An 18,716-nucleotide genomic window follows, 5' to 3' on the forward strand; every position below is an offset into this window, starting at 1 on the left:
TAATCCAATTACTGGGTATCTTCCTGAGCGAGTGCCGGATATTGCTTAATATGAGCACCCTCAAATTGGTAAGCATGCATCAACTTTAAATAATCTGCCCGATGAATTTCTGACTGAGCTATAAGCAACTCAGCCATGTCTTGAGTTCTTGGATAAGTAGCCTGATGAGAAAGTTGTATAATTCGTTGATATTGATCCGGACTAATAGGCCGAAGTAATGCTAAATATGACAGCACAAAAATACAGCCAATGACAATAACCACAAACAGGTTAAAACATTGATCAACTTTTAACTCAGACTTTAATTTAAGAAAATTTTGTTTGAATATGAGCATGACCTACCTCGAATTAGTGTAGTGTAGGGTTCAATACTCATAAGTACAAGATCAAACATCCAGTAAGGTTAATAATCATACCTTACTGGATAGTATGAGTATGCTTAACTTATTAGTGAACGAATGACGGAAAAGTATAAAATTGCCGCAATAATCACCAAGACTAGAAACATAGCAAAAATACTTAATCCTTCTTCTGCATCTGCTGGATGCAATTCATCTTCATCAGCAATTTTTCGAAGTTCCCCATCATAAACTTGATAAAACCAGTTTTTTTGGGCCGGTTCCAAATGACCAGCAAAATCAAAAACCCTTTTACGCTGTGCTAGACAGTAATCCCCTAAATGGATTTCCTCATGAAAGATAGCTTCATCTAATAATTTACGGTGATAATGGGCTAGTTCTATGATTTGTTCCTCTTTAGGAGGCGTGTCAAAAACAAAGCCGTCGATTGTATTTGTCATATTTTATTCTCCTTGTCTTTTATTCTCATATTGATTTTAATCAAAATTATTTGTGAATAATGTTTAATCATGTATCCTAACAGTGAACTAAATGAAATGACAAATAGTTGACAAATCCATCAATTTGTAATATTAGTTTAATAATTCTAAGTTAAATTAATTTAAAGGCATTAGCCTTTAGAAAAAAGTAATCATAATTACAATAAGGAGTTTTATATGATTCAACGTATCTCTCATCATGATTTAGAACATGTATATGCAACTGCAGTAAACACAATTCATTCTCAAATGAACTTTCAAGATGCAGTTACACAGTTAGAAGAAGTTGCTCGCGCTGGGCATGGTAAAGCCGCTCTATTCTTAGCAGAATTGTATTATCAAGGTTTCCGTGTTGAACGTGACTCACTTAAAGCACAATATTGGCAAAAGTTAGCCACAATGCAAGCATAAAGAGACGTCACCTAGGTGGCGTTTTTTTATGTCTGTAAAAATTTGATATAAACCAATTCATCCCTTATCTCTTCTTGCGCTTCACCAAAGCTTTAATCGCTTTGTTTTGCTCAGGTGGCTTTTTTTAGGGCTGTAAAAACATTCTATAAATATAATTCGGTACGCACTTCGTTTGTATTAAGCGACTGTCAAAGTCCTAATCATATTGACGTTCTCATGTGACATTTTTTATAGCTGGGAATATTTGTTTACGATTTGATACCTGTTTAAACTGAAATGTCATCTGATTTTTCTATAATAAGCAAGATAAGTTAAGAACCATTAAATTGACAATGAATAGTTTAAGCAATCTGCAACCGGTTTCAAAAGACTTGATGATTAAAATTTATATTTTAAGAACGATGATGTATTGCGGAGTTCTCTGGGGATTATTTCATCAGGGCTGGGCAATTAAATCAGATCAAGAAGACTTTATTTTTCCCTTCTGGCTCAATGGATTGCAAGCTCATCGCTACGCTAAAGAACATTGGCCACATTACAAACCAAGAAGAATTACTCCTAAAGATTTTCACGAGTCTTTATTACCAACCTTAACTCGACTCAACGTTACACCAGCTTTGTTTAATTCTTCTCATCGCAAGTTGAAATTATCTACCCAACAAATGCAACATTTCTTTTTTAAACATCCGCACTGGCAAGGAGCCTAAAGTTTCTTTAGGTTCTTAACCTCTATTAGAATGCTTTTTGAACGCTTGAGTGTAAAACTTGTATTTGAATGACTACCAAGTCTTTGCATTTTTATAAAATCAGGCTAATTTAAAACAAAATGATAAAACACAGGACAGAAGAAATGACAATCGTTGCACAAGTAATCAAAAACAAATCAGAGCAAGATATTTTTACAATTTCTCCTGAAGCCACTGTCCTTGAAGCGATTAAGATCATGGCTGATAAAGGAATTGGTGCGTTAGTGGTAGCCGAAGGTGAAAAAGTTGTCGGAATTTTATCTGAACGTGACTACACACGAAAAGTGACACTGATGGAACGTTCTTCATATAGCACTACAGTTGCTGAAATTATGACATCTAAGGTGCTTACCGTAAGCCTAAACAACACAGTTGAAGAGTGTTTACAGCTTATGACAGATCGCCACTTACGTCACTTACCTGTATTAGATAATGAAAAATTAGTTGGTTTTATCTCTATTGGTGACTTAGTAAAAGCAGCAATGGAAGACCAGAAAAATTTAATTGAACAGTTAAAGCAGTATATTTCTGGTTAATCATTCGGAATAAAAAATGGGCATATAAATGCCCATTTTTAATACCAAAACTTAAAGATAATTATTAATCAAAGCGACTAAACGCTCTAATAAGTCATCAGCCTGTGCTTGAGTCATATTAATAGGCGGTAAAAGACGAACCACTGAACCTGCTGTAACGTTGATAATAAGCTTGTGTTGATCACGAGCAATCGCAACGAGTTCAGCACAGTCTTTAGGTAATTGAATACCTATCATCATCCCAAAACCACGCACCTGAACATTCTTGTCAGCTAACTGTGTACGAAGTTGATCAACAATATAGCGTCCTACTACCGCCGCATTTTCTACAGCATTCTCTTTTTGAATTGTATCAATGACTGTGTAAACCACACGAGAACCTAATACAGTACCGCCATAGGTGGAACCATGACTACCAGGTCCTAATAAACCAACAGCTTTACCTTGTGTCATTACTGCTCCCACTGGAAAGCCATTTCCAAGTCCTTTCGCAGTCGTCAAGACATCAGGCACAATGTTGGTATGCTGATATGCAAAATATTTACCTGTACGGCCATTACCTGTTTGAATTTCATCCAACATCATTAGCCAGTTGTGCTGATTACAAATATTACGGACTTCTTCAAGATAGCTAAAGCCTTGAGGAGCAGTATTAATACCACCCTCACCTTGAATTGGTTCAATCAAAATTGCAACAATATCTGGATGCTGCAATGCAGCTTCTTGAATTGCTTCTACATCACCAAATGGCACACGAATAAAATCATTGGTTAAAGGAGCAAAGCCATCTTGTACTTTCTTATTACCAGTTGCTGAAAGTGTTGCTAAAGTACGACCATGAAAAGATTGTTCTGCCACAATAATCTTTGGTAAACGTATGCCTTGTTGAGTACCAAATTTACGAGCAATCTTAATCGCACCTTCATTTGACTCAGCACCACTATTTGAAAAGAAGATTTCCTCCATACCAGAAACTTCTGCAAGCTTCTGGGCAGCAGCAGTTTGCCAAGGAATTTCAAATAAATTACTTGTGTGCACAAGTGTTGCAGCTTGTTCTGCAATTGCTTCTGCAATAACTGGGTGTGCATGACCTAAACCACATACAGCAATACCCGTTAAAGCATCTAGATATTCTGTACCATCTTCAGTATATAGATATGCCCCTCGGCCTCGTACAAAACTGATCGCTTGGCGACCATAAGTAGCCATTAAGTGTGATGGTTGATCAGGTTGTATTGGAGCTAGGGTAATATCAGTCATAACGAACTCTGTCTGTATGAGGTTTTTAGAAGGGTTTATATAAACAAAAACTGGCTCTGATGAAAAGTCTCATCAATCATTTATCTAAAATTTCGTCTGCTTTTCGCTATCACTTCGGTTTATACAATAAAATATTGAATATTCAATGCAACTTTAAGCATTAAGGTGGTTTGCAAAGCAACATAAACACCCCCTATAATGCTGCTAGATTAGTTGAGGATCTATTTATGACTGAACAAGCACGTGATACTGAAGCGTTAATCCGCGATCAAATTGCGAAGCATCCCGTTTTACTTTACATGAAAGGCACTCCACAGTTTCCACAATGTGGTTTCTCTGCACGTGCTGTAGAGGCGCTCAGTCAAATTGGTCGTCCATTTGCATATGTAAATATTCTGGAAAATCCTGATATTCGTGCAATCTTACCAGCAATTGCGAATTGGCCTACATTCCCGCAACTTTGGGTAAATGGCGAACTTATTGGCGGTAGCGATATTATGCTAGAGATGTTCCAAAATGGTGAATTAAAACCATTAGTTGAACAATATAGCGCTGCACCAGAAGCGTAAATAATAAAAAAGCCAATCAATAGATTGGCTTTTTTATGCTCTTAATTTTAAAGATCGCTTACCCCAACATAGCGAAACAAACCTTCCACACCTAAATCAGATTTTAAAACAATCAAATTTTCATAAGCTGTTGTCGTTAGAGCTTCAAAAATATTCATGTTTGGATCTTCGTGTAACTCATCCACGCTCTGGTTCATGCACTCTTCAAATCGATCTGCAACAAATTCAAAGCCCAAGTCCATCGCAATAAATAAAGTATGTTCACATGGCTGAACATACTGTTCTTGTGCCCAGTCAATTATCCCTTGTTTGCAAAATGGACACTCAATATTTGCAGAGGCATCGTTAAGTTCTATCAGTTGATAAGGCATTAGATTTGAAAAGTAGAGAAAAATATAGTGTAGAAGAAAATGATGAACACTTCTATAGACAATCTCTAAAGCTACTTGAAATGCATACGTTAAAATTACAACGTAATTACAATATAATTTCAAAAAGCCATTTCTACCAATGAGTAATGAATTTATCCCCCACTTACAAAAAATTTAGTATAAGAATTATCGTTGCAAAAATAATAATGTAAAATCATGGTTGTTGCAGAAATAGGATATTTTAATGCTCACCGATCTTGATGATTTTTATTGTTTTGCTCTTGTTGTTGAGCATGGTGGCTTTAGTGCTGCTGAGCGTGTAACGGATATTCCAAAATCAAAATTAAGTCGTCGCGTTTACAGCTTAGAAGAAAACTTAGGGGTTCGCTTAATCCAGCGCAGTTCTCGTCATTTTGCTGTTACAGATATTGGGATGGATATTTACAGACATGCTCAAGTCATGATGAATGCTGCTCAAGCTGCCCATGACTTAGTTGATCACTTAAGTATTCAACCTAGAGGTGTTGTTAAAGTTAGTGTTCCTGTTGATGTTGCTCAAAATCAACTTCCAAAAATCCTACCTGCTTTCTTAAAAAAATATCCAGAAATTCGTTTGCAACTGATGGTTAGTAACCGTCGAGTAGATGTGATTAATGAAGGGATTGATATCGCATTACGAGTTCGCTCAAAACTAGATGATGACCCGAGTTTAGTACTTAGACAATTTGCTGTTATAGAACAGAGCCTATTTGCAAGTCAGGCTTATTTAAATGAGTTTGGTGATATAAAAACTCCTGAACAGCTAAGCGAACATCGTATTTTAAGCCTTTCTGAAGAGCACCTTGATCAGCAATTCCTTTTGCATGGACCAGACAATGAGCAGAAGAAAATCAAAGTTAGCCCTATTGTGATGGGTACAAACATACATATGTTGGCGCAATTGGCGAGTCAAAATTGTGGTATCGCTTTACTACCAGAGAGTGCAGCAGAAGATTTTCTGAAGTCTGGACAACTTTTACAAATCTTACCTGAATGGAAAGCTCCTCATGGAATATTACATGCCGTATATCCATCACGCCGAGGTTTGCTACCCGCTGTTCGAGTATTCATTGATTACTTAGTTGAACATCTTTCTGAGCGTTAAAATAAAAAAGTTCGATAATTTATCGAACTTTTTTTATATTTTTCAAATTGCAGGATAGTTCCCCACACCTTCAGGCCATGGGGTCAATAGTTCAAAACCAGTATCTGTTACTGCAACCATATGTTCCCATTGAGCAGATAATGAATGATCTTGAGTAATGACGGTCCACCCATCATTTAACTCTTTCACTTGCGGTCTACCTGCATTTACCATTGGCTCAATGGTAAAAACCATTCCTTTCTTTAAGACCAAGCCTTGCCCGCGCTGCCCATAGTGCAAAACATTAGGTTGTTCATGATAGATCTTACCAATCCCATGTCCACAATATTCTCGAACAATACTATAGCCTTCTCGATGAGCAACCGACTGAATAGCATAACCAATATCACCTAATGTAGCTCCTGGCTTAACAGTGTGAATACCAGCAACCATCGCTTCATAAGTTGTATCAACTAATTTTTTTGCTTGTGGATTTACATTACCCACAAAATACATGCGGCTCGTATCACCAAAATAACCATCTTTAATAATTGCAACATCAATATTAATAATATCGCCATCTTTTAAAATTTTATTCGGCGATGGTATGCCATGGCAAACAACTTCATTGACTGAAGTACATATCGTTTTTGTAAAACCGTGATATCCCACATTAGCAGGAATAACTTTTAAATTATTTACAATATAGTCATTACAGAGGTGATCTAAATACTCAGTAGATACGCCCGGTTTAATATAGGCCTCTATCATTTCTAAAACTTGTGCAGCCAAGCGTCCAGAAACTCTTAACTTTTCCAGATCTTGTTCAGTTTTAATGGTAACAGTAGAAGCTCTCATTCAATTCTATCCTCGCAGACAAGAAACATGCCCTTCCCTACAAAAACCTAAGGTAATTCAAAATATTTTAGGATGAATATAAGTCAGACCAAAAGCCTAAAATGCTTAAATATTCGGCATTCACAATAAAAATTTATGTTTTTATTCTTACATATTTTTTATAAAAAGTCAGAATTTAAAAAGAAGTTCTTTTCTCCTTTTTATGGGTTTTCAAGTACATACTTTAACCAAACAAACGCTTATAACACTATATATAGTTTTAACCACCTGAAAAAAAGCTTTTTCACATAAATTAGCGCTTGATCATGATTACTTTTGCTCTAAAATTCCTTCTTTTTTTATTATCTTTAATTTATGCAACATCTTCGTACTGGAGATATTATTGCCTTAGGTTTTATGACCTTTGCCCTTTTTATTGGGGCTGGCAATATTATCTTTCCTCCCATCGTTGCTCAACAAGCTGGTGAGCACGTATGGTTAGCTGCACTAGGCTTTTTAATTACGGCTGTCGGCTTACCTGTAATTACCATCATGGCACTCTCTCGTATGCAGGGTTCCATTGAAATTATTAGCTCTCCCTTAGGTCGAGTAGCAAGTCTGATTTTAACTGTTGTTTGTTATTTATCAGTCGGCCCTCTATTTGCTACCCCACGTACAGCTACTGTTTCTTATGAAATTGGTTTTTCCTCTTATTTTGGAACCTCAAGTAGTAGTCTTTTAATCTATAGCGCAATTTATTTTTCATTTGTAACTGTAGTTTCACTTTATCCAAACAAGTTATTGGATACTGTAGGACATGTACTTGCCCCACTAAAAATTATTGCTTTAGCAATTTTAGGTATTGCAGCAGTGATGATTCCTGCGGGTTACGTACCAGCTCCGATCAACCATTACGTCACATCTCCGGTTTCAGAGGGCTTCGTAAACGGTTATCTCACTATGGATACGTTAGGTGCACTAGTATTTGGTATCGTTATTATTCAAGCGATTTACTCTCGCGGCGTTACTGATAAAAAGTTAGTCACCAAATATGCAATTATTGCCAGTCTCATTTCAGGTGTTGGCCTTACTTTAGTTTATTTAAGCTTATTCAAATTAGGTTTAGGTAGCCATGAAGTAGCACCAAATGCAGCAAATGGCGCAGTAATTTTACATGCATATGTACAACATGCTTTTGGAAATATGGGTTCATTATTCTTAACTGGACTAATCTTTTTAGCATGTATGGTTACAGCAATTGGCTTAACTTGTGCGTGTGGTGAGTACTTTGCTCAGTTAACGAAATTACCATATAAGCTTTTAGTATTTATTTTAGTTGGTTTCTCTTTCGTTATTTCGAATCTTGGCCTAACTAAACTGATTGCTATTTCAGTACCTGTCTTAAGTGCAATCTACCCACCAGCAATTGTGGTGATTATGCTGAGCTTCTTCTGGAAATTTTGGCATAAACCTTCTTTCATTGTCGGTTCAGTAACAAGTATTGCTTTAATTTTCGGTATTATCGATGGCCTTAAAGTTGCAGGCTTCAGCAATTATTTACCTGAATTCCTTCAGCATTTACCATTAAATGAACAAAACTTAGCTTGGTTGATCCCATCTTTAGTTGTTCTTGCAGTTACCGTAATTATCGACAAAGTTAAATTCAAAAGCATTTAATCTAGTGACTTTTTTGAAATCGAGTTTTATCCAAACATGATTTTATATATTGAATAAAATGCTGTGTTTACCCAACCAGCATTTTATTTCCCCACTAGTTTTTAATGACAAATCAACTATAGATATAATTAATTTTTACTGTAAAATTACACTAAAATAATTTTTAGCTACTCAGGAAAGAAGAGCAACAATGAAAACTAAATATTACCTAACATTAGCAGATGCAGAGTTTTTAATGGAAGAAGCTCAAAAATATGCAATTGAACACAACTTTAAAGTCAGCATTGCAATTGTTGACGAAACAAGCTCTCTATTATTCATGAAACGATTAGATGGTGCTTCTCCTCTAACTACACATCTATGCCTAGAAAAAGCAAAATGCGCTTCAATATCAGGTAGACCGTCAAAATTTTACGAAGAACTTCTAAAAAGTGGGCGTCTTGGTTTCTTAAGTATGCCTAGTGCTCAAGGGATGTTAGAAGGTGGAATACCGATTATTTATGAAGGTGAAATTTTAGGTGCTATTGGTGTATCGGGTGTTCAATCTTTTGAAGATGCAGAAATTGCTCAACATGCGATCGATAGTTTTTTTAAAAAAATATAATAGCTAAAGCAAAATCCCAGGAAAGAGAAATTAATGCACTTTTCATTTAAATAATTTCTCTTTTCTAAAAGAATAAGTATTTCATACAAAAATATTAAACATTTACTTTTTTGATACGTTAAACCTTTATAAATATAGAGGTTTTTATAAAACTGCTCAAAAAATTTTCTATTTGCTATTGAACTGAATCAAAAATAGCAGTACAACATTAAACTTAAAACTTATTCTTGACTAAAACATTAGGTTTTAGCGCAACCACAAGGAGGGATGGAGATGTTATCATTACATTTCAACAAACAAGTCTTCATTAACACTCTGAACAGCAAAGATTCAGTTGTTTATGGAGTAACACCGCTTGCTCTTATGCTGACTTTACTGTTTCAAGGTATGATTAAAGGAAATCTGAAACCCGAATACTTTATGTATGCGATGGTCGTTTCTTTCATATTTTGTGTGTGGGCCTTTGTCGATCATAAGATGCGAAAACTAGCTAAAAGACGTCTTAGTCAACAAAATTTGAATTCTTAAAAAATGGATGAGCAATCATCCATTTTTATACACCTACAAATAAAAAAATTGTTCCAATAACTAAAATAGCTGTAGCCAATAGTTCAGTCACAATTAATCCCACCATCATAAAAGACATCATCCACGAAGGTAAATTAAATCTGCCCAAACGATGGGGAGTTTTAAATTGATTTGTCGTGTCCTGTAAACATCCATGTATGATATAAACCAATATTGAAAAGCTAAAAAAGAAAATATTAGCTAACACACACCACAAAGCAACATTTTCATTTAAAACAGTAAAATAGCTTAATACAGCAAGAATGAGACTAGCAGCCGCATATAGCAAGCTACTGCGATGAGCAATGTCAACATAATAGTGGGCACGATGTAACTCTGAACGGCGTATTTGCCAATACTTCCACACCCCTGTGAACATTCCTACCCATAAAAATATGCCACTAAACACAATTGCTAACTGTACAGCTTTCGGTAAATCCATCTTTTTTCCAATTATTCGTTTTATTAAAATTTGATGAGTTGTATAGCACAAATCTTGACTTTATAGTCACATTTTAATCAAGTATCGTTTTGGAACTCATGTAAATTAAAGTCATTAATAAGCCAATCATTACGCAATATTATGGATAACACTTTTGAATCATTTTGGATGACCTGCGAAGATGGTTATCAACTTGCAGCACAATTTTATCCAACTCAATCAAAGAAATCGGTACATCCTGTTTTGATTTGTCCAGCAACAGGTATTACAAAAAACTTTTACCATTCTTTTGCTACATGGTTAAGTCAGCAAGGCTATGATGTATTAAGCTTTGATTTCCGTGGAATTGGAGATTCATTGCATGGGCCATTAAAGCAAAGTACAGCGAGTATTAATGATTGGGGAACGCTTGATATCCCTTGTGCAATTGAAACTTTATTAGAAAAAACTCAAGCAGAAAAAGTTACTCTTCTTGGCCATAGTGCGGGTGGGCAACTGCTAGGGATTGTGCCAAATTTTCATAAAGTAGCAAAAGTTGTTGCAGTAGCAGGTTCTACAGGCCATGTAAAAGGACTAAAAGGTAAAACAAAATTTCTAGCCCCTGTCATGTTTAACGTTATCTTTCCAATTTCAAGTAGTTTAAAAGGCTATGGTGCTACTCAATTTATTGGAATGGGTGAAAACTTGCCTAAAAAAGTCGCACAACAGTGGCGAGAGTTTTGTAGTCACCCGGGCTATGTGAAAAATGCTATTGGTAAAACTATCTTTCATGACTTTCATACTGAAATTATTTGCCCTATTACTTCAATTTGGGCAAGTGATGATGAAATTGCTACTCAACACAACGTTGCAGATTTATTAAGTTTATATCCGAATGCGTCTACTAAAATGCTAGAACTGAACCCAACAAAACTCGGCTATAAATCAATTGGGCACATGTTAATGTTTAAAAAATCACATCAAAAGCTATGGTCAGTCTTAGAGCAAGAAATTCAATAGTAATTTAAATTCTATCATTTAGTTTTTGCCTCTATGCCCGTAATCCGGTGTAGAGGTTTTTTTATTATTAGCAGTCCCCCATTTTATAAAATAACTTTATTAAATTTATAGTTACCATAAAAAACTAAAATATATTAAGTCATGATTCCTTTGTATTTTTAATAAGCATTATTTACGTAAATACGTCGATATAAACTTAAAGTTCTGCTATGGTAATTTGTCTGAAGCTGTTGTTTAAAAACAGGTAAACCAACCTATTTTAATACAAACAGCTTCTTTTTTTCTGTTTTAGTTAAAACCTAAGAAATTGTTCAAGGATAAGTATGCTAGCACTCGAGCCTCGACATATTCATATGAATCAACATGCTGTTGATAAAAAGCATGCATTACAGTGTCTAGTAGATATATTAGTAAAAGATGGGTTAGTTACACCTGAATATATGACAGGACTCATCAATCGTGAACAACAAAGCGCTACCTATTTAGGCCAAGGTATTGCTATTCCGCATGGTACTCCACAATCCCGTGAATTTATTTTACAAACAGGTATTCGATTAGCTCACTTCCCTGAAGGAATAATATGGGATGGGGAAAACACGATTTATTTAGCTGTTGTTATTGCAGCAAAATCTGATGAGCATTTACAAGTACTACAAATATTAACTAGAGCGTTAATGCAGGATGTAAGTGAACAAGTAAAAAATGCGACGCAACCTGAGCAAATTATTGAACTATTACAAGCTCAACCCCTATCCTTAACTCTGCACGAAAATTTAATTCAAACTGAAATTGAATCTCAAGATATCGAAGACTTATTGTGGTCAGCCTCTCAAATTCTCAAAAAACATAATTTCGTAAAATGTGGTTTTTTAAGCTCACTTGAGCCAGATCAAGTTATCCAGTTACAAGACCAGATCTGGTCTATTTCAAGTAGTAAGTTTGTTCAACAGCCAGCAATCAGTATTGTAAAGCCACGCCATGCTTTAGATGTAAATGGACAAAAACTGAATACACTCGTCTGTATTGCTGCCAATGAGCAGTTAGATAGCCAAAGATTCAACCGACTGATTGATATTTTATTTAATCCAGAACAAGTCGCACAGCTAGATCAAACACAAGCACCAAATGAGATTGCTAAAATTATTGGTGCTGATGTTATTCCAGATTGGCCTCATCGTTCAGTTGTATTAGCCAATGCCCATGGCTTACATGCTCGACCAGCGACTCATTTGGTAAACTTAACTAAAAGTTTTCAAGGTGATATTCAAATCGCAGTAGACGATGGTAATTTTGTTTCGGCCAAAAGTTTGACGCGCCTCTTAGCTTTAGGGTGTAAACGTGGCCAGACTTTACGTTTTATTGCTGAACCGGAAACAGATGCTGTAGACGCTTTAGATAAAGTTATTCAGGCCGTGCAACAAGGCTTAGGAGAAGAGGTTGAACCAATTCAATCTTCAGATAGCCAAGAAGCTCAATCGCCTCAAACAGTAAAATCATTGCCGAAAACATTGAGTACAAATACAGGTATTCCAGCTTCTAGTGGTCTAGCTTTTGGCCCCGTACATGTCATCAAACCTAAGGTTTATCAATACGAACGTATGGGTTTAAGCGTTAAAGCAGAAAAAGAGAAAATTGATATTGCTCTTCACGCAGTTAAAAACAATATTCACCAAGTTATTGCAAAATCTGAAGTAGCTGAAATTAAGCAAATTTTCCAAGCACATTTGGAAATGCTAGACGACCCAGATCTTATTAATGGTGTTTATCAAAAGATTAACTTAAACCTTTCTGCTCCTGCTGCTTGGCATGAACATATTGAAGCAGCAGCTAAAGAGCAAGCAGCTTTACCAGACCGCTTACTGGCTGAGCGTGCTACAGACTTACGTGATATTGGCGATCGGGTTTTAGCACAGCTCTGTGGTGAGGTTATCATCGAGGAACCTAAAGAGCCTTATATTTTGATCATGTATGATGTGGGCCCAAGTGATGTGGCGCGCCTTAATAAAGATCGAGTAGCGGGTATTTTGACAGCTGTAGGTGGTGCAAGTGCACATAGCGCTATTGTTGCTCGTGCTTTAGGTATTCCTGCAATTGTTGGTGCTGGTGATCAAATACTAGAGATTGAACAAAAAAGTTCTCTTTTAATTAATGGAGATACAGGAACTTTTGTATTAAACCCGAATACTCAGCAAATCGAACAAGCAAAACAAGAACGAGAGCTTCAACAAAAAATTCGTGAAGAGGCTGAACGTCACAGCCAAGAACCTGCGATTACCCTAGATCAACATCAAATTGAAGTTGCTGCCAATTTAGGAAAAGTTCAAGCTACAGCTCATGCAGTAGAATGTGGTGCTGAAGCAATTGGCTTACTTAGAACAGAGCTTGTTTTTATGGCTCATAGCAGTGCTCCAAGTGAAGCTACTCAAGAAGCAGATTACCGTGTTGTGCTAGATGCCCTCGCTGGTCGCCCACTTGTAGTACGTACTCTTGATGTAGGTGGTGACAAACCACTTCCTTACCTTCCAATTGCTGAAGAAGAAAATCCATTTTTAGGCTTAAGAGGTATCCGTTTGACACTAAGACAGCCAGAGCTGTTACGTCAACAACTTATCGCTTTGCTTAAAGCCGCAGATGATCGTCCTTTACGAATCATGTTTCCAATGATTGGCCGTGTGGAAGAATGGCGTGCTGCCAAAGCTATTCTTGATGAAGTTAAAACTGTACATCCATGCGCCAACTTACAAGTTGGTATTATGATAGAAGTTCCTTCTGCTGCCTTACTTGCGCCTATTCTTGCTCAAGAAGTGGACTTTTTCAGTATAGGAACAAATGACTTAACCCAATATACTTTAGCTATTGACCGTGGTCACCCTATCCTCTCGGCTGAAGCAGATGGCCTCCACCCAAGTATTTTGCAATTGATTGATCACACTGTAAAAGCTGCGCACAAGCATGGCAAATGGGTGGGTATATGCGGAGAACTCGCAGCTGATCCAAAAGCTGTACCGATTCTTATGGGATTAGGCGTAGATGAGCTCAGCATGTCTCCAAATAGTATTCCTTTAGTAAAAGCCCAAATTCGTACACTTAACTACAGCCAAGCTCAAGCGCTTGCAAAAAGCGCACTACAATGTGAGAGCGCTACTGCTGTACGTCAGTTATCCGAACAAGAAATCTAAAGATTAGGAACAGTAATGGCTAAAGTTTTAACAATTACTTTAAATCCTGCAATTGATGTAACGATACAACTCAATGAGTTACAGGTTGGCGAGGTAAATCGCCAAGAATCTGTAGAAATACATGCAGCAGGCAAAGGATTAAATATTGCACAAGTTTTAAAAGATTTGGGGCATGAAGTTATTGTTTCTGGCTTTCTAGGAACAACGAACAGACAAATTTTTGATGATCATTTTAAAGAAGCTCAATTCCAATCTGAGTTTATTTATATTGAAGGTGAGACTCGTCAAAATATAAAAATTGCTGAACATTCTGGGCGTATGACCGATTTAAATGGAAAAGGTTTCTTGGTTTCTGAACTAGATAAAAAGAACCTCTTTCAAAAAATCCAAATGATTTTGCCACAAGTAGATGTAGTTGCCATTGCCGGGAGCCTTCCACAAGGTTTTAGTATTGATGAATTACAGCAACTTATTAAGCTCATTCAACAGCAAGGGAAAAAAGTTGCACTTGATACAAGTGGTAAAGCATTGGTCGCTGCAATTGAATGTCAACCATGGATGATTAAACCAAATACAGATGAGTTAGTAGAAAGTTATCAGCTTCCTGCTACGACTTATTCTGAACAAAAAAAGCTTTTTGAAAACTTAGCTAAAATTGAGCATGTCGTTATTTCGATGGGCGAAGACGGTGTAAACTGGCTACACGACACTCACCCACTTCATGCCAAAACCCCTAAAGTGATCGTTAAAAGTACCGTTGGTGCAGGTGACTCTCTTTTAGCAGGCATGATTCATGGCCTAATAAATGGCTTCTCTGACGAAGAAACATTAAAAACGGCTACGGCAATTGCGAGCCATGCTGTAACTCAAATTGGCTTTCGGATTCCAAATGCCGAAACGCTAAACCAGTTAAAAGCCCAAACTACAATCAATTCATTGAGTGAATCTGATGCCAACTGCTAAACATTTATTATTTGTCATTAATAGTCCGCAACAGCAAGTCAATGCTTTGATTTTAGCTCGTAAACTTGCACAAGTCGCATCCCAACAGGGTTATCCAAATAACATTATTTCGCTTGATGAATTCGAAATAAGTGAAAATTTTGATCAAGTCATTGTTGTTGGACAACGCCCGAAAAATCTTAATAGTTTTGGTACACATCCATTATCTTTTATTAGCATTGAAGAGATAAAAAATGATGCTCACACAGCTTTCCAAACTGCCTTAGATCATTTTAAGCCAGCTCAAGATTGGCTAAGTGATAATAGCTTAGTAGTAACTACTACTAAAAAGTTTGTAGCAATCACTGCGTGTCCTACGGGTGTTGCCCATACTTTTATGGCTGCGGAAGCTTTACAACAAGGTGCAGAAAAGCTTGGATATGAGATTGAAGTAGAAACACAAGGTTCTGTTGGTGCAAAAAATATTTTATCAGCTCAAGCTATTGCTGAAGCGGACATTGTGATTCTTGCCACTGACATTGAAGTTAACACAGACCGTTTTGTAGGTAAGCGTGTTTATCGGTGTGGTACAGGATTTGCTCTAAAGCAAACAGATAAAGCCTTTGCTGAAGCAATCAGCAATGCACAAGTTTTAGAACAAGGTAAGCAACAAGCTTCGACAGAAAATAAAGATAAAACCGAAAAAGTTGGCGTATATAAACATCTCTTAACTGGTGTTTCTTTTATGTTGCCTATGGTGGTCGCTGGAGGTCTGTTAATTGCTCTCTCCTTATGCTTTGGTCTAAATGCTGCTGAACAAGCAGGTAGCTTACCCGCCATATTAAAACAAATCGGTGCTGCTGCATTTATGCTCATGGTCCCGATGTTATCGGGTTATATTGCCTATTCAATCGCTGATCGCCCTGGTCTTGCACCTGGTCTAATTGGAGGATTACTCGCCTCTCAACTACAAGCAGGTTTTTTAGGGGGTATTGTTTCAGGTTTTCTTGCGGGTTATATCGCGCTATTTATTGCTAAAAAACTTAAACTTCCTACAAGTTTAGAAGCACTTAAACCGATTTTAATTATTCCATTATTAGGTACATTATTTGTTGGTCTGATTATGTTCTACGTGGTTGGACAACCTGTAGCACATATTTTCGAGTTAATGAAAGACTTCTTAAATAACATGGGTACAACAAATGCTGTGTTAATGGGAATTATATTAGCAAGCATGATGTGTATCGATTTAGGCGGTCCAATCAATAAGGCAGCCTACGCTTTTACTGTGGGATTATTGACAACAAATACCTATATGCCAATGGCAGCAACAATGGCGGGTGGTATGGTCCCTGCTATTGGTATGGCTATTGCGACTTTCATTGCTAAAAATAAATTTAGTACCGGAGAGAAAGATGCAGGTAAGGCTGCTTTCGTATTAGGTTTATGTTTTATTTCCGAGGGTGCAATTCCCTTTGCAGCTAAAGACCCAATGCGCGTTATTCCAACTTGCATTTTAGGGGGGGCTGTAACTGGAGCTCTTGTTGCATTATTCCATTGCGAATTAGTTACTCCTCACGGCGGCGTATTTGTTCTTTTAATTCCAAATGCAATTAACCATGCTTGGCTATATCTCGCTGCTATTGCAGCAGGTAGTATCGTTACAGGCATAAGCTATGCGATTGTTAAGAAAAAAATAGAAGAAAAAATTGTGACCACTGCATAATTAAAAAAGGGAGAATATAAATTCTCCCTTTTTTACATTTCATATGTTTTAACAAATAAAATTCTTCAATTACCCGCTTTACGCTACTCGCATAATTTAATCTGAATAACTGTCGCTATAAGCTGCGCTAGCACTCCCTCCTCCAACTTTATTGTTAAAGTGAACCTATCTGAGATTTAGATGATGAGTAGCATAAACATGAGCAAAAACTCTTAAAAATTTAATTTATAGACAAAAAAACTAAATATATAAGGTTAACCACTCCATCAGATATTTAATTTTATATATAATAATCAATAAGTTAATAAATAAATCAAATTTATTTCACTAAATAATAGATGATTCATGTTAAATGTATGGTAAATTTCACAACCCACAAAATTAAACAAATAATTGATATTTATAAATATTTATTATTTAAATGTCTTAATTTTTCATAATTATGACTTTAGAGACAAAAACTATCTCGTTCAATGCCACGTTCAAATCATCATTTTTTTTCTACGATGCGCTTGTAAGCCAATATCGTTCAATTAACGATCAAGCAAGCCTAGATGCAATCTTGTATATCTGTTCAAAGATTTTAAGGAATTAATGGCTATGACTCATCAAATCACATTAACTTTCAACAAACTTTGACCATAGTAGAAGAGTATTTTTAGTTTGTGCAAAGTATAGGAAAACTTATCAAGACAAGGTCCTTTAAACCATGTCATTGTTAAATTTAGCTATATAAATTTTGCTCACCAAGTAAAGTCCTGATATAACTTGCTTGATGAAACTATATTTTTCAACTATTAAAGATAGTTCACCAGAAATGCGATCCACCAAGGTATGGGGAAAAGTCAATGACAAAGAAGTATGCGCGTTTTTTACCTACAACAGAATCTTTTACTCTTGAAGATTTTCCATATTATTGGATTACTCAAGTACATGCTCAGTATGTACAAAATATTGATAATGCTTTAAAAAAATATGGTTTAGATAACTCACGTCGACGCATTATGTTGGCTTTAAGTAGTAAGCCCCATGCGAGTGTTTCTGAACTTTCAGATATGATTATTTCAAAAATGTCGACGACTACCAAGATTGTTTATCGTTTAAAAGATGAAGGTTTGGTGGAAACCTATTCTTGCCAGACCGATGGTCGAATCACCCGCGTAGTACTTACAGACAAAGGTATTGAAATGATCAATAAGATTAATGATCTAACCAGCGTAGTACTCGAACAATCTTTCGAAGGTATCACCCCTTTGCAATTAGAAAAAATGATGGAAAGTTTAAAATTACTTTTAAAGAATCTTTCTCGTTAAAAATAAGATAGACATCTTATTAAGCTCTCTTAGGAGAGCTTTTCTATTTTAATGCCTTGTCTAGCTATTGATAGAAACAACACCTCACATAAAATAAGCAATTAACTTCTCATCTGTTGACTTGAGTCCTTAACTCCAGTAGAAATTCTCTTTCAACAACTGCATAGCAAATTTTTGAAAATGGCTAAAAGAAAATACAAAAGTGACAAGTTTCAAGTGCGTCGTATTAACCGTCAATGGTGGGTACTTGAAAAAGACCTTGAATCAAACTGTTATTTAAAACATGAACAAGTGGCAACAAAAACCTTAGCAAACAACTATGCCGATGATTATATTGAACAATATTATATGAATCTTTATATTCAACAAGAGTTGAAAAAGCCTGAAACTGTATAAAAAAGCCATTTGGCTTTTTTTATTTTTAATATTTAAAGATTATAAAGTCAAAAATTAAGGATAAAAAAAACCTACATCTTGGGGAAAATGTAGGCTATAAAATGCACAAAAAGGAAATATATATCCTTCTTGATGGAAAGAATTTTACGATAATATAAGCCTTTATTTTATATTACTTTT

The 18,716-nt window shown here is 36.0% G+C and carries 20 protein-coding genes; 14 read left to right on the forward strand and 6 right to left on the reverse strand.

Annotated elements, in window-relative coordinates; translation table 11 throughout:
* Nucleotides 1–8: 8 nt before the first annotated feature.
* Both ACS125_RS14570 and ACS125_RS14575 read right to left on the reverse strand, forming a co-directional pair.
* Nucleotides 9–335, reverse strand: a complete 327-nt coding sequence (locus ACS125_RS14570) for a hypothetical protein (protein ID WP_005306180.1) — start codon at nucleotides 333–335, stop codon at nucleotides 9–11.
* A gap of 104 nt (nucleotides 336–439) precedes the next feature.
* The gene (locus tag ACS125_RS14575; protein ID WP_004791942.1) at nucleotides 440–799 is read right to left on the reverse strand and encodes a hypothetical protein; all 360 of its coding nucleotides are present in this window, start codon (nucleotides 797–799) and stop codon (nucleotides 440–442) included.
* A 216-nt stretch (nucleotides 800–1,015) separates the two neighbouring features.
* Between ACS125_RS14575 and ACS125_RS14580 the strand changes: the two genes are divergently transcribed.
* The 3 genes from ACS125_RS14580 (at nucleotide 1,016) to ACS125_RS14590 (ending at nucleotide 2,531) form a co-directional block, all read left to right on the forward strand.
* Nucleotides 1,016–1,249, forward strand: coding sequence for a hypothetical protein (locus ACS125_RS14580; RefSeq protein WP_003652111.1), 234 nt, complete (start codon nucleotides 1,016–1,018; stop codon nucleotides 1,247–1,249).
* Between the two features lie 332 nt (nucleotides 1,250–1,581).
* Nucleotides 1,582–1,956 (forward strand): DUF2750 domain-containing protein, encoded by a 375-nt coding sequence (locus tag ACS125_RS14585; RefSeq protein ID WP_004791939.1) that lies wholly within the window; start codon nucleotides 1,582–1,584, stop codon nucleotides 1,954–1,956.
* A 143-nt stretch (nucleotides 1,957–2,099) separates the two neighbouring features.
* Nucleotides 2,100–2,531 carry a CBS domain-containing protein gene (locus ACS125_RS14590; protein ID WP_004791938.1) on the forward strand — a complete coding sequence of 144 codons (432 nt, stop codon included), beginning with the start codon at nucleotides 2,100–2,102 and terminating at the stop codon, nucleotides 2,529–2,531.
* Nucleotides 2,532–2,582: 51 nt separating this feature from the next.
* On the opposite strand, the gene ACS125_RS14595 is transcribed toward ACS125_RS14590, so the two are convergent.
* The gene (locus ACS125_RS14595; RefSeq protein ID WP_191900197.1) at nucleotides 2,583–3,791 is read right to left on the reverse strand and encodes an aspartate aminotransferase family protein; all 1,209 of its coding nucleotides are present in this window, start codon (nucleotides 3,789–3,791) and stop codon (nucleotides 2,583–2,585) included.
* Nucleotides 3,792–4,018: 227 nt separating this feature from the next.
* Between ACS125_RS14595 and grxD the strand changes: the two genes are divergently transcribed.
* Nucleotides 4,019–4,360 carry a Grx4 family monothiol glutaredoxin gene (gene grxD / locus ACS125_RS14600; RefSeq protein WP_004643080.1) on the forward strand — a complete coding sequence of 114 codons (342 nt, stop codon included), beginning with the start codon at nucleotides 4,019–4,021 and terminating at the stop codon, nucleotides 4,358–4,360.
* A gap of 47 nt (nucleotides 4,361–4,407) precedes the next feature.
* Here grxD and ACS125_RS14605 read toward each other — a convergent pair whose 3' ends face one another.
* Nucleotides 4,408–4,731, reverse strand: a complete 324-nt coding sequence (locus ACS125_RS14605; protein WP_443272936.1) for a hypothetical protein — start codon at nucleotides 4,729–4,731, stop codon at nucleotides 4,408–4,410.
* A 244-nt stretch (nucleotides 4,732–4,975) separates the two neighbouring features.
* On the opposite strand from ACS125_RS14605, the gene ACS125_RS14610 reads away from it, so the two are divergent.
* Nucleotides 4,976–5,875 carry a LysR family transcriptional regulator gene (locus ACS125_RS14610; RefSeq protein ID WP_004791928.1) on the forward strand — a complete coding sequence of 300 codons (900 nt, stop codon included), beginning with the start codon at nucleotides 4,976–4,978 and terminating at the stop codon, nucleotides 5,873–5,875.
* Nucleotides 5,876–5,917: 42 nt separating this feature from the next.
* Here ACS125_RS14610 and map read toward each other — a convergent pair whose 3' ends face one another.
* Complete coding sequence (gene map, locus ACS125_RS14615; RefSeq protein ID WP_174730121.1) at nucleotides 5,918–6,712, reverse strand: type I methionyl aminopeptidase; 795 nt, start codon at nucleotides 6,710–6,712, stop codon at nucleotides 5,918–5,920.
* Between the two features lie 354 nt (nucleotides 6,713–7,066).
* On the opposite strand from map, the gene brnQ reads away from it, so the two are divergent.
* From brnQ to ACS125_RS14630, 3 genes are all read left to right on the forward strand, one after another.
* Nucleotides 7,067–8,368 carry a branched-chain amino acid transport system II carrier protein gene (brnQ, locus tag ACS125_RS14620; protein ID WP_004791923.1) on the forward strand — a complete coding sequence of 434 codons (1,302 nt, stop codon included), beginning with the start codon at nucleotides 7,067–7,069 and terminating at the stop codon, nucleotides 8,366–8,368.
* Between the two features lie 190 nt (nucleotides 8,369–8,558).
* Nucleotides 8,559–8,972 (forward strand): GlcG/HbpS family heme-binding protein, encoded by a 414-nt coding sequence (locus tag ACS125_RS14625; RefSeq protein WP_004791921.1) that lies wholly within the window; start codon nucleotides 8,559–8,561, stop codon nucleotides 8,970–8,972.
* Nucleotides 8,973–9,245: 273 nt separating this feature from the next.
* Complete coding sequence (locus tag ACS125_RS14630) at nucleotides 9,246–9,500, forward strand: hypothetical protein (protein ID WP_004791919.1); 255 nt, start codon at nucleotides 9,246–9,248, stop codon at nucleotides 9,498–9,500.
* Between the two features lie 25 nt (nucleotides 9,501–9,525).
* On the opposite strand, the gene ACS125_RS14635 is transcribed toward ACS125_RS14630, so the two are convergent.
* A complete protein-coding gene (locus ACS125_RS14635) occupies nucleotides 9,526–9,981 on the reverse strand; it encodes a hypothetical protein (protein WP_004791917.1) in 456 nt (151 codons plus the stop codon).
* A 141-nt stretch (nucleotides 9,982–10,122) separates the two neighbouring features.
* Here ACS125_RS14635 and ACS125_RS14640 point away from each other — a divergent pair, with 141 nt between their 5' ends.
* The 6 genes from ACS125_RS14640 (at nucleotide 10,123) to ACS125_RS14665 (ending at nucleotide 18,536) form a co-directional block, all read left to right on the forward strand.
* Nucleotides 10,123–10,980 (forward strand): alpha/beta hydrolase family protein, encoded by an 858-nt coding sequence (locus ACS125_RS14640; protein WP_004791915.1) that lies wholly within the window; start codon nucleotides 10,123–10,125, stop codon nucleotides 10,978–10,980.
* A gap of 323 nt (nucleotides 10,981–11,303) precedes the next feature.
* Nucleotides 11,304–14,159 (forward strand): phosphoenolpyruvate--protein phosphotransferase, encoded by a 2,856-nt coding sequence (ptsP, locus tag ACS125_RS14645; RefSeq protein WP_443272941.1) that lies wholly within the window; start codon nucleotides 11,304–11,306, stop codon nucleotides 14,157–14,159.
* A gap of 15 nt (nucleotides 14,160–14,174) precedes the next feature.
* Complete coding sequence (pfkB, locus tag ACS125_RS14650; protein ID WP_443272943.1) at nucleotides 14,175–15,122, forward strand: 1-phosphofructokinase; 948 nt, start codon at nucleotides 14,175–14,177, stop codon at nucleotides 15,120–15,122.
* Nucleotides 15,109–16,827: a fructose-specific PTS transporter subunit EIIC gene (locus ACS125_RS14655; protein ID WP_443272945.1), complete on the forward strand. Its 1,719-nt coding sequence runs from the start codon at nucleotides 15,109–15,111 to the stop codon at nucleotides 16,825–16,827. The genes pfkB and ACS125_RS14655 overlap by 14 nt, the downstream gene beginning before the upstream one ends.
* Nucleotides 16,828–17,675: 848 nt before the next feature.
* Nucleotides 17,676–18,140, forward strand: a complete 465-nt coding sequence (locus ACS125_RS14660; protein ID WP_031948545.1) for a MarR family winged helix-turn-helix transcriptional regulator — start codon at nucleotides 17,676–17,678, stop codon at nucleotides 18,138–18,140.
* A 180-nt stretch (nucleotides 18,141–18,320) separates the two neighbouring features.
* Nucleotides 18,321–18,536, forward strand: a complete 216-nt coding sequence (locus tag ACS125_RS14665) for a hypothetical protein (protein ID WP_003652142.1) — start codon at nucleotides 18,321–18,323, stop codon at nucleotides 18,534–18,536.
* Nucleotides 18,537–18,716 lie beyond the last annotated feature (180 nt).

Origin of the sequence: Acinetobacter sp. PFS20 (assembly GCF_052261015.1) — a bacterium.
Taxonomy (GTDB): domain Bacteria; phylum Pseudomonadota; class Gammaproteobacteria; order Pseudomonadales; family Moraxellaceae; genus Acinetobacter.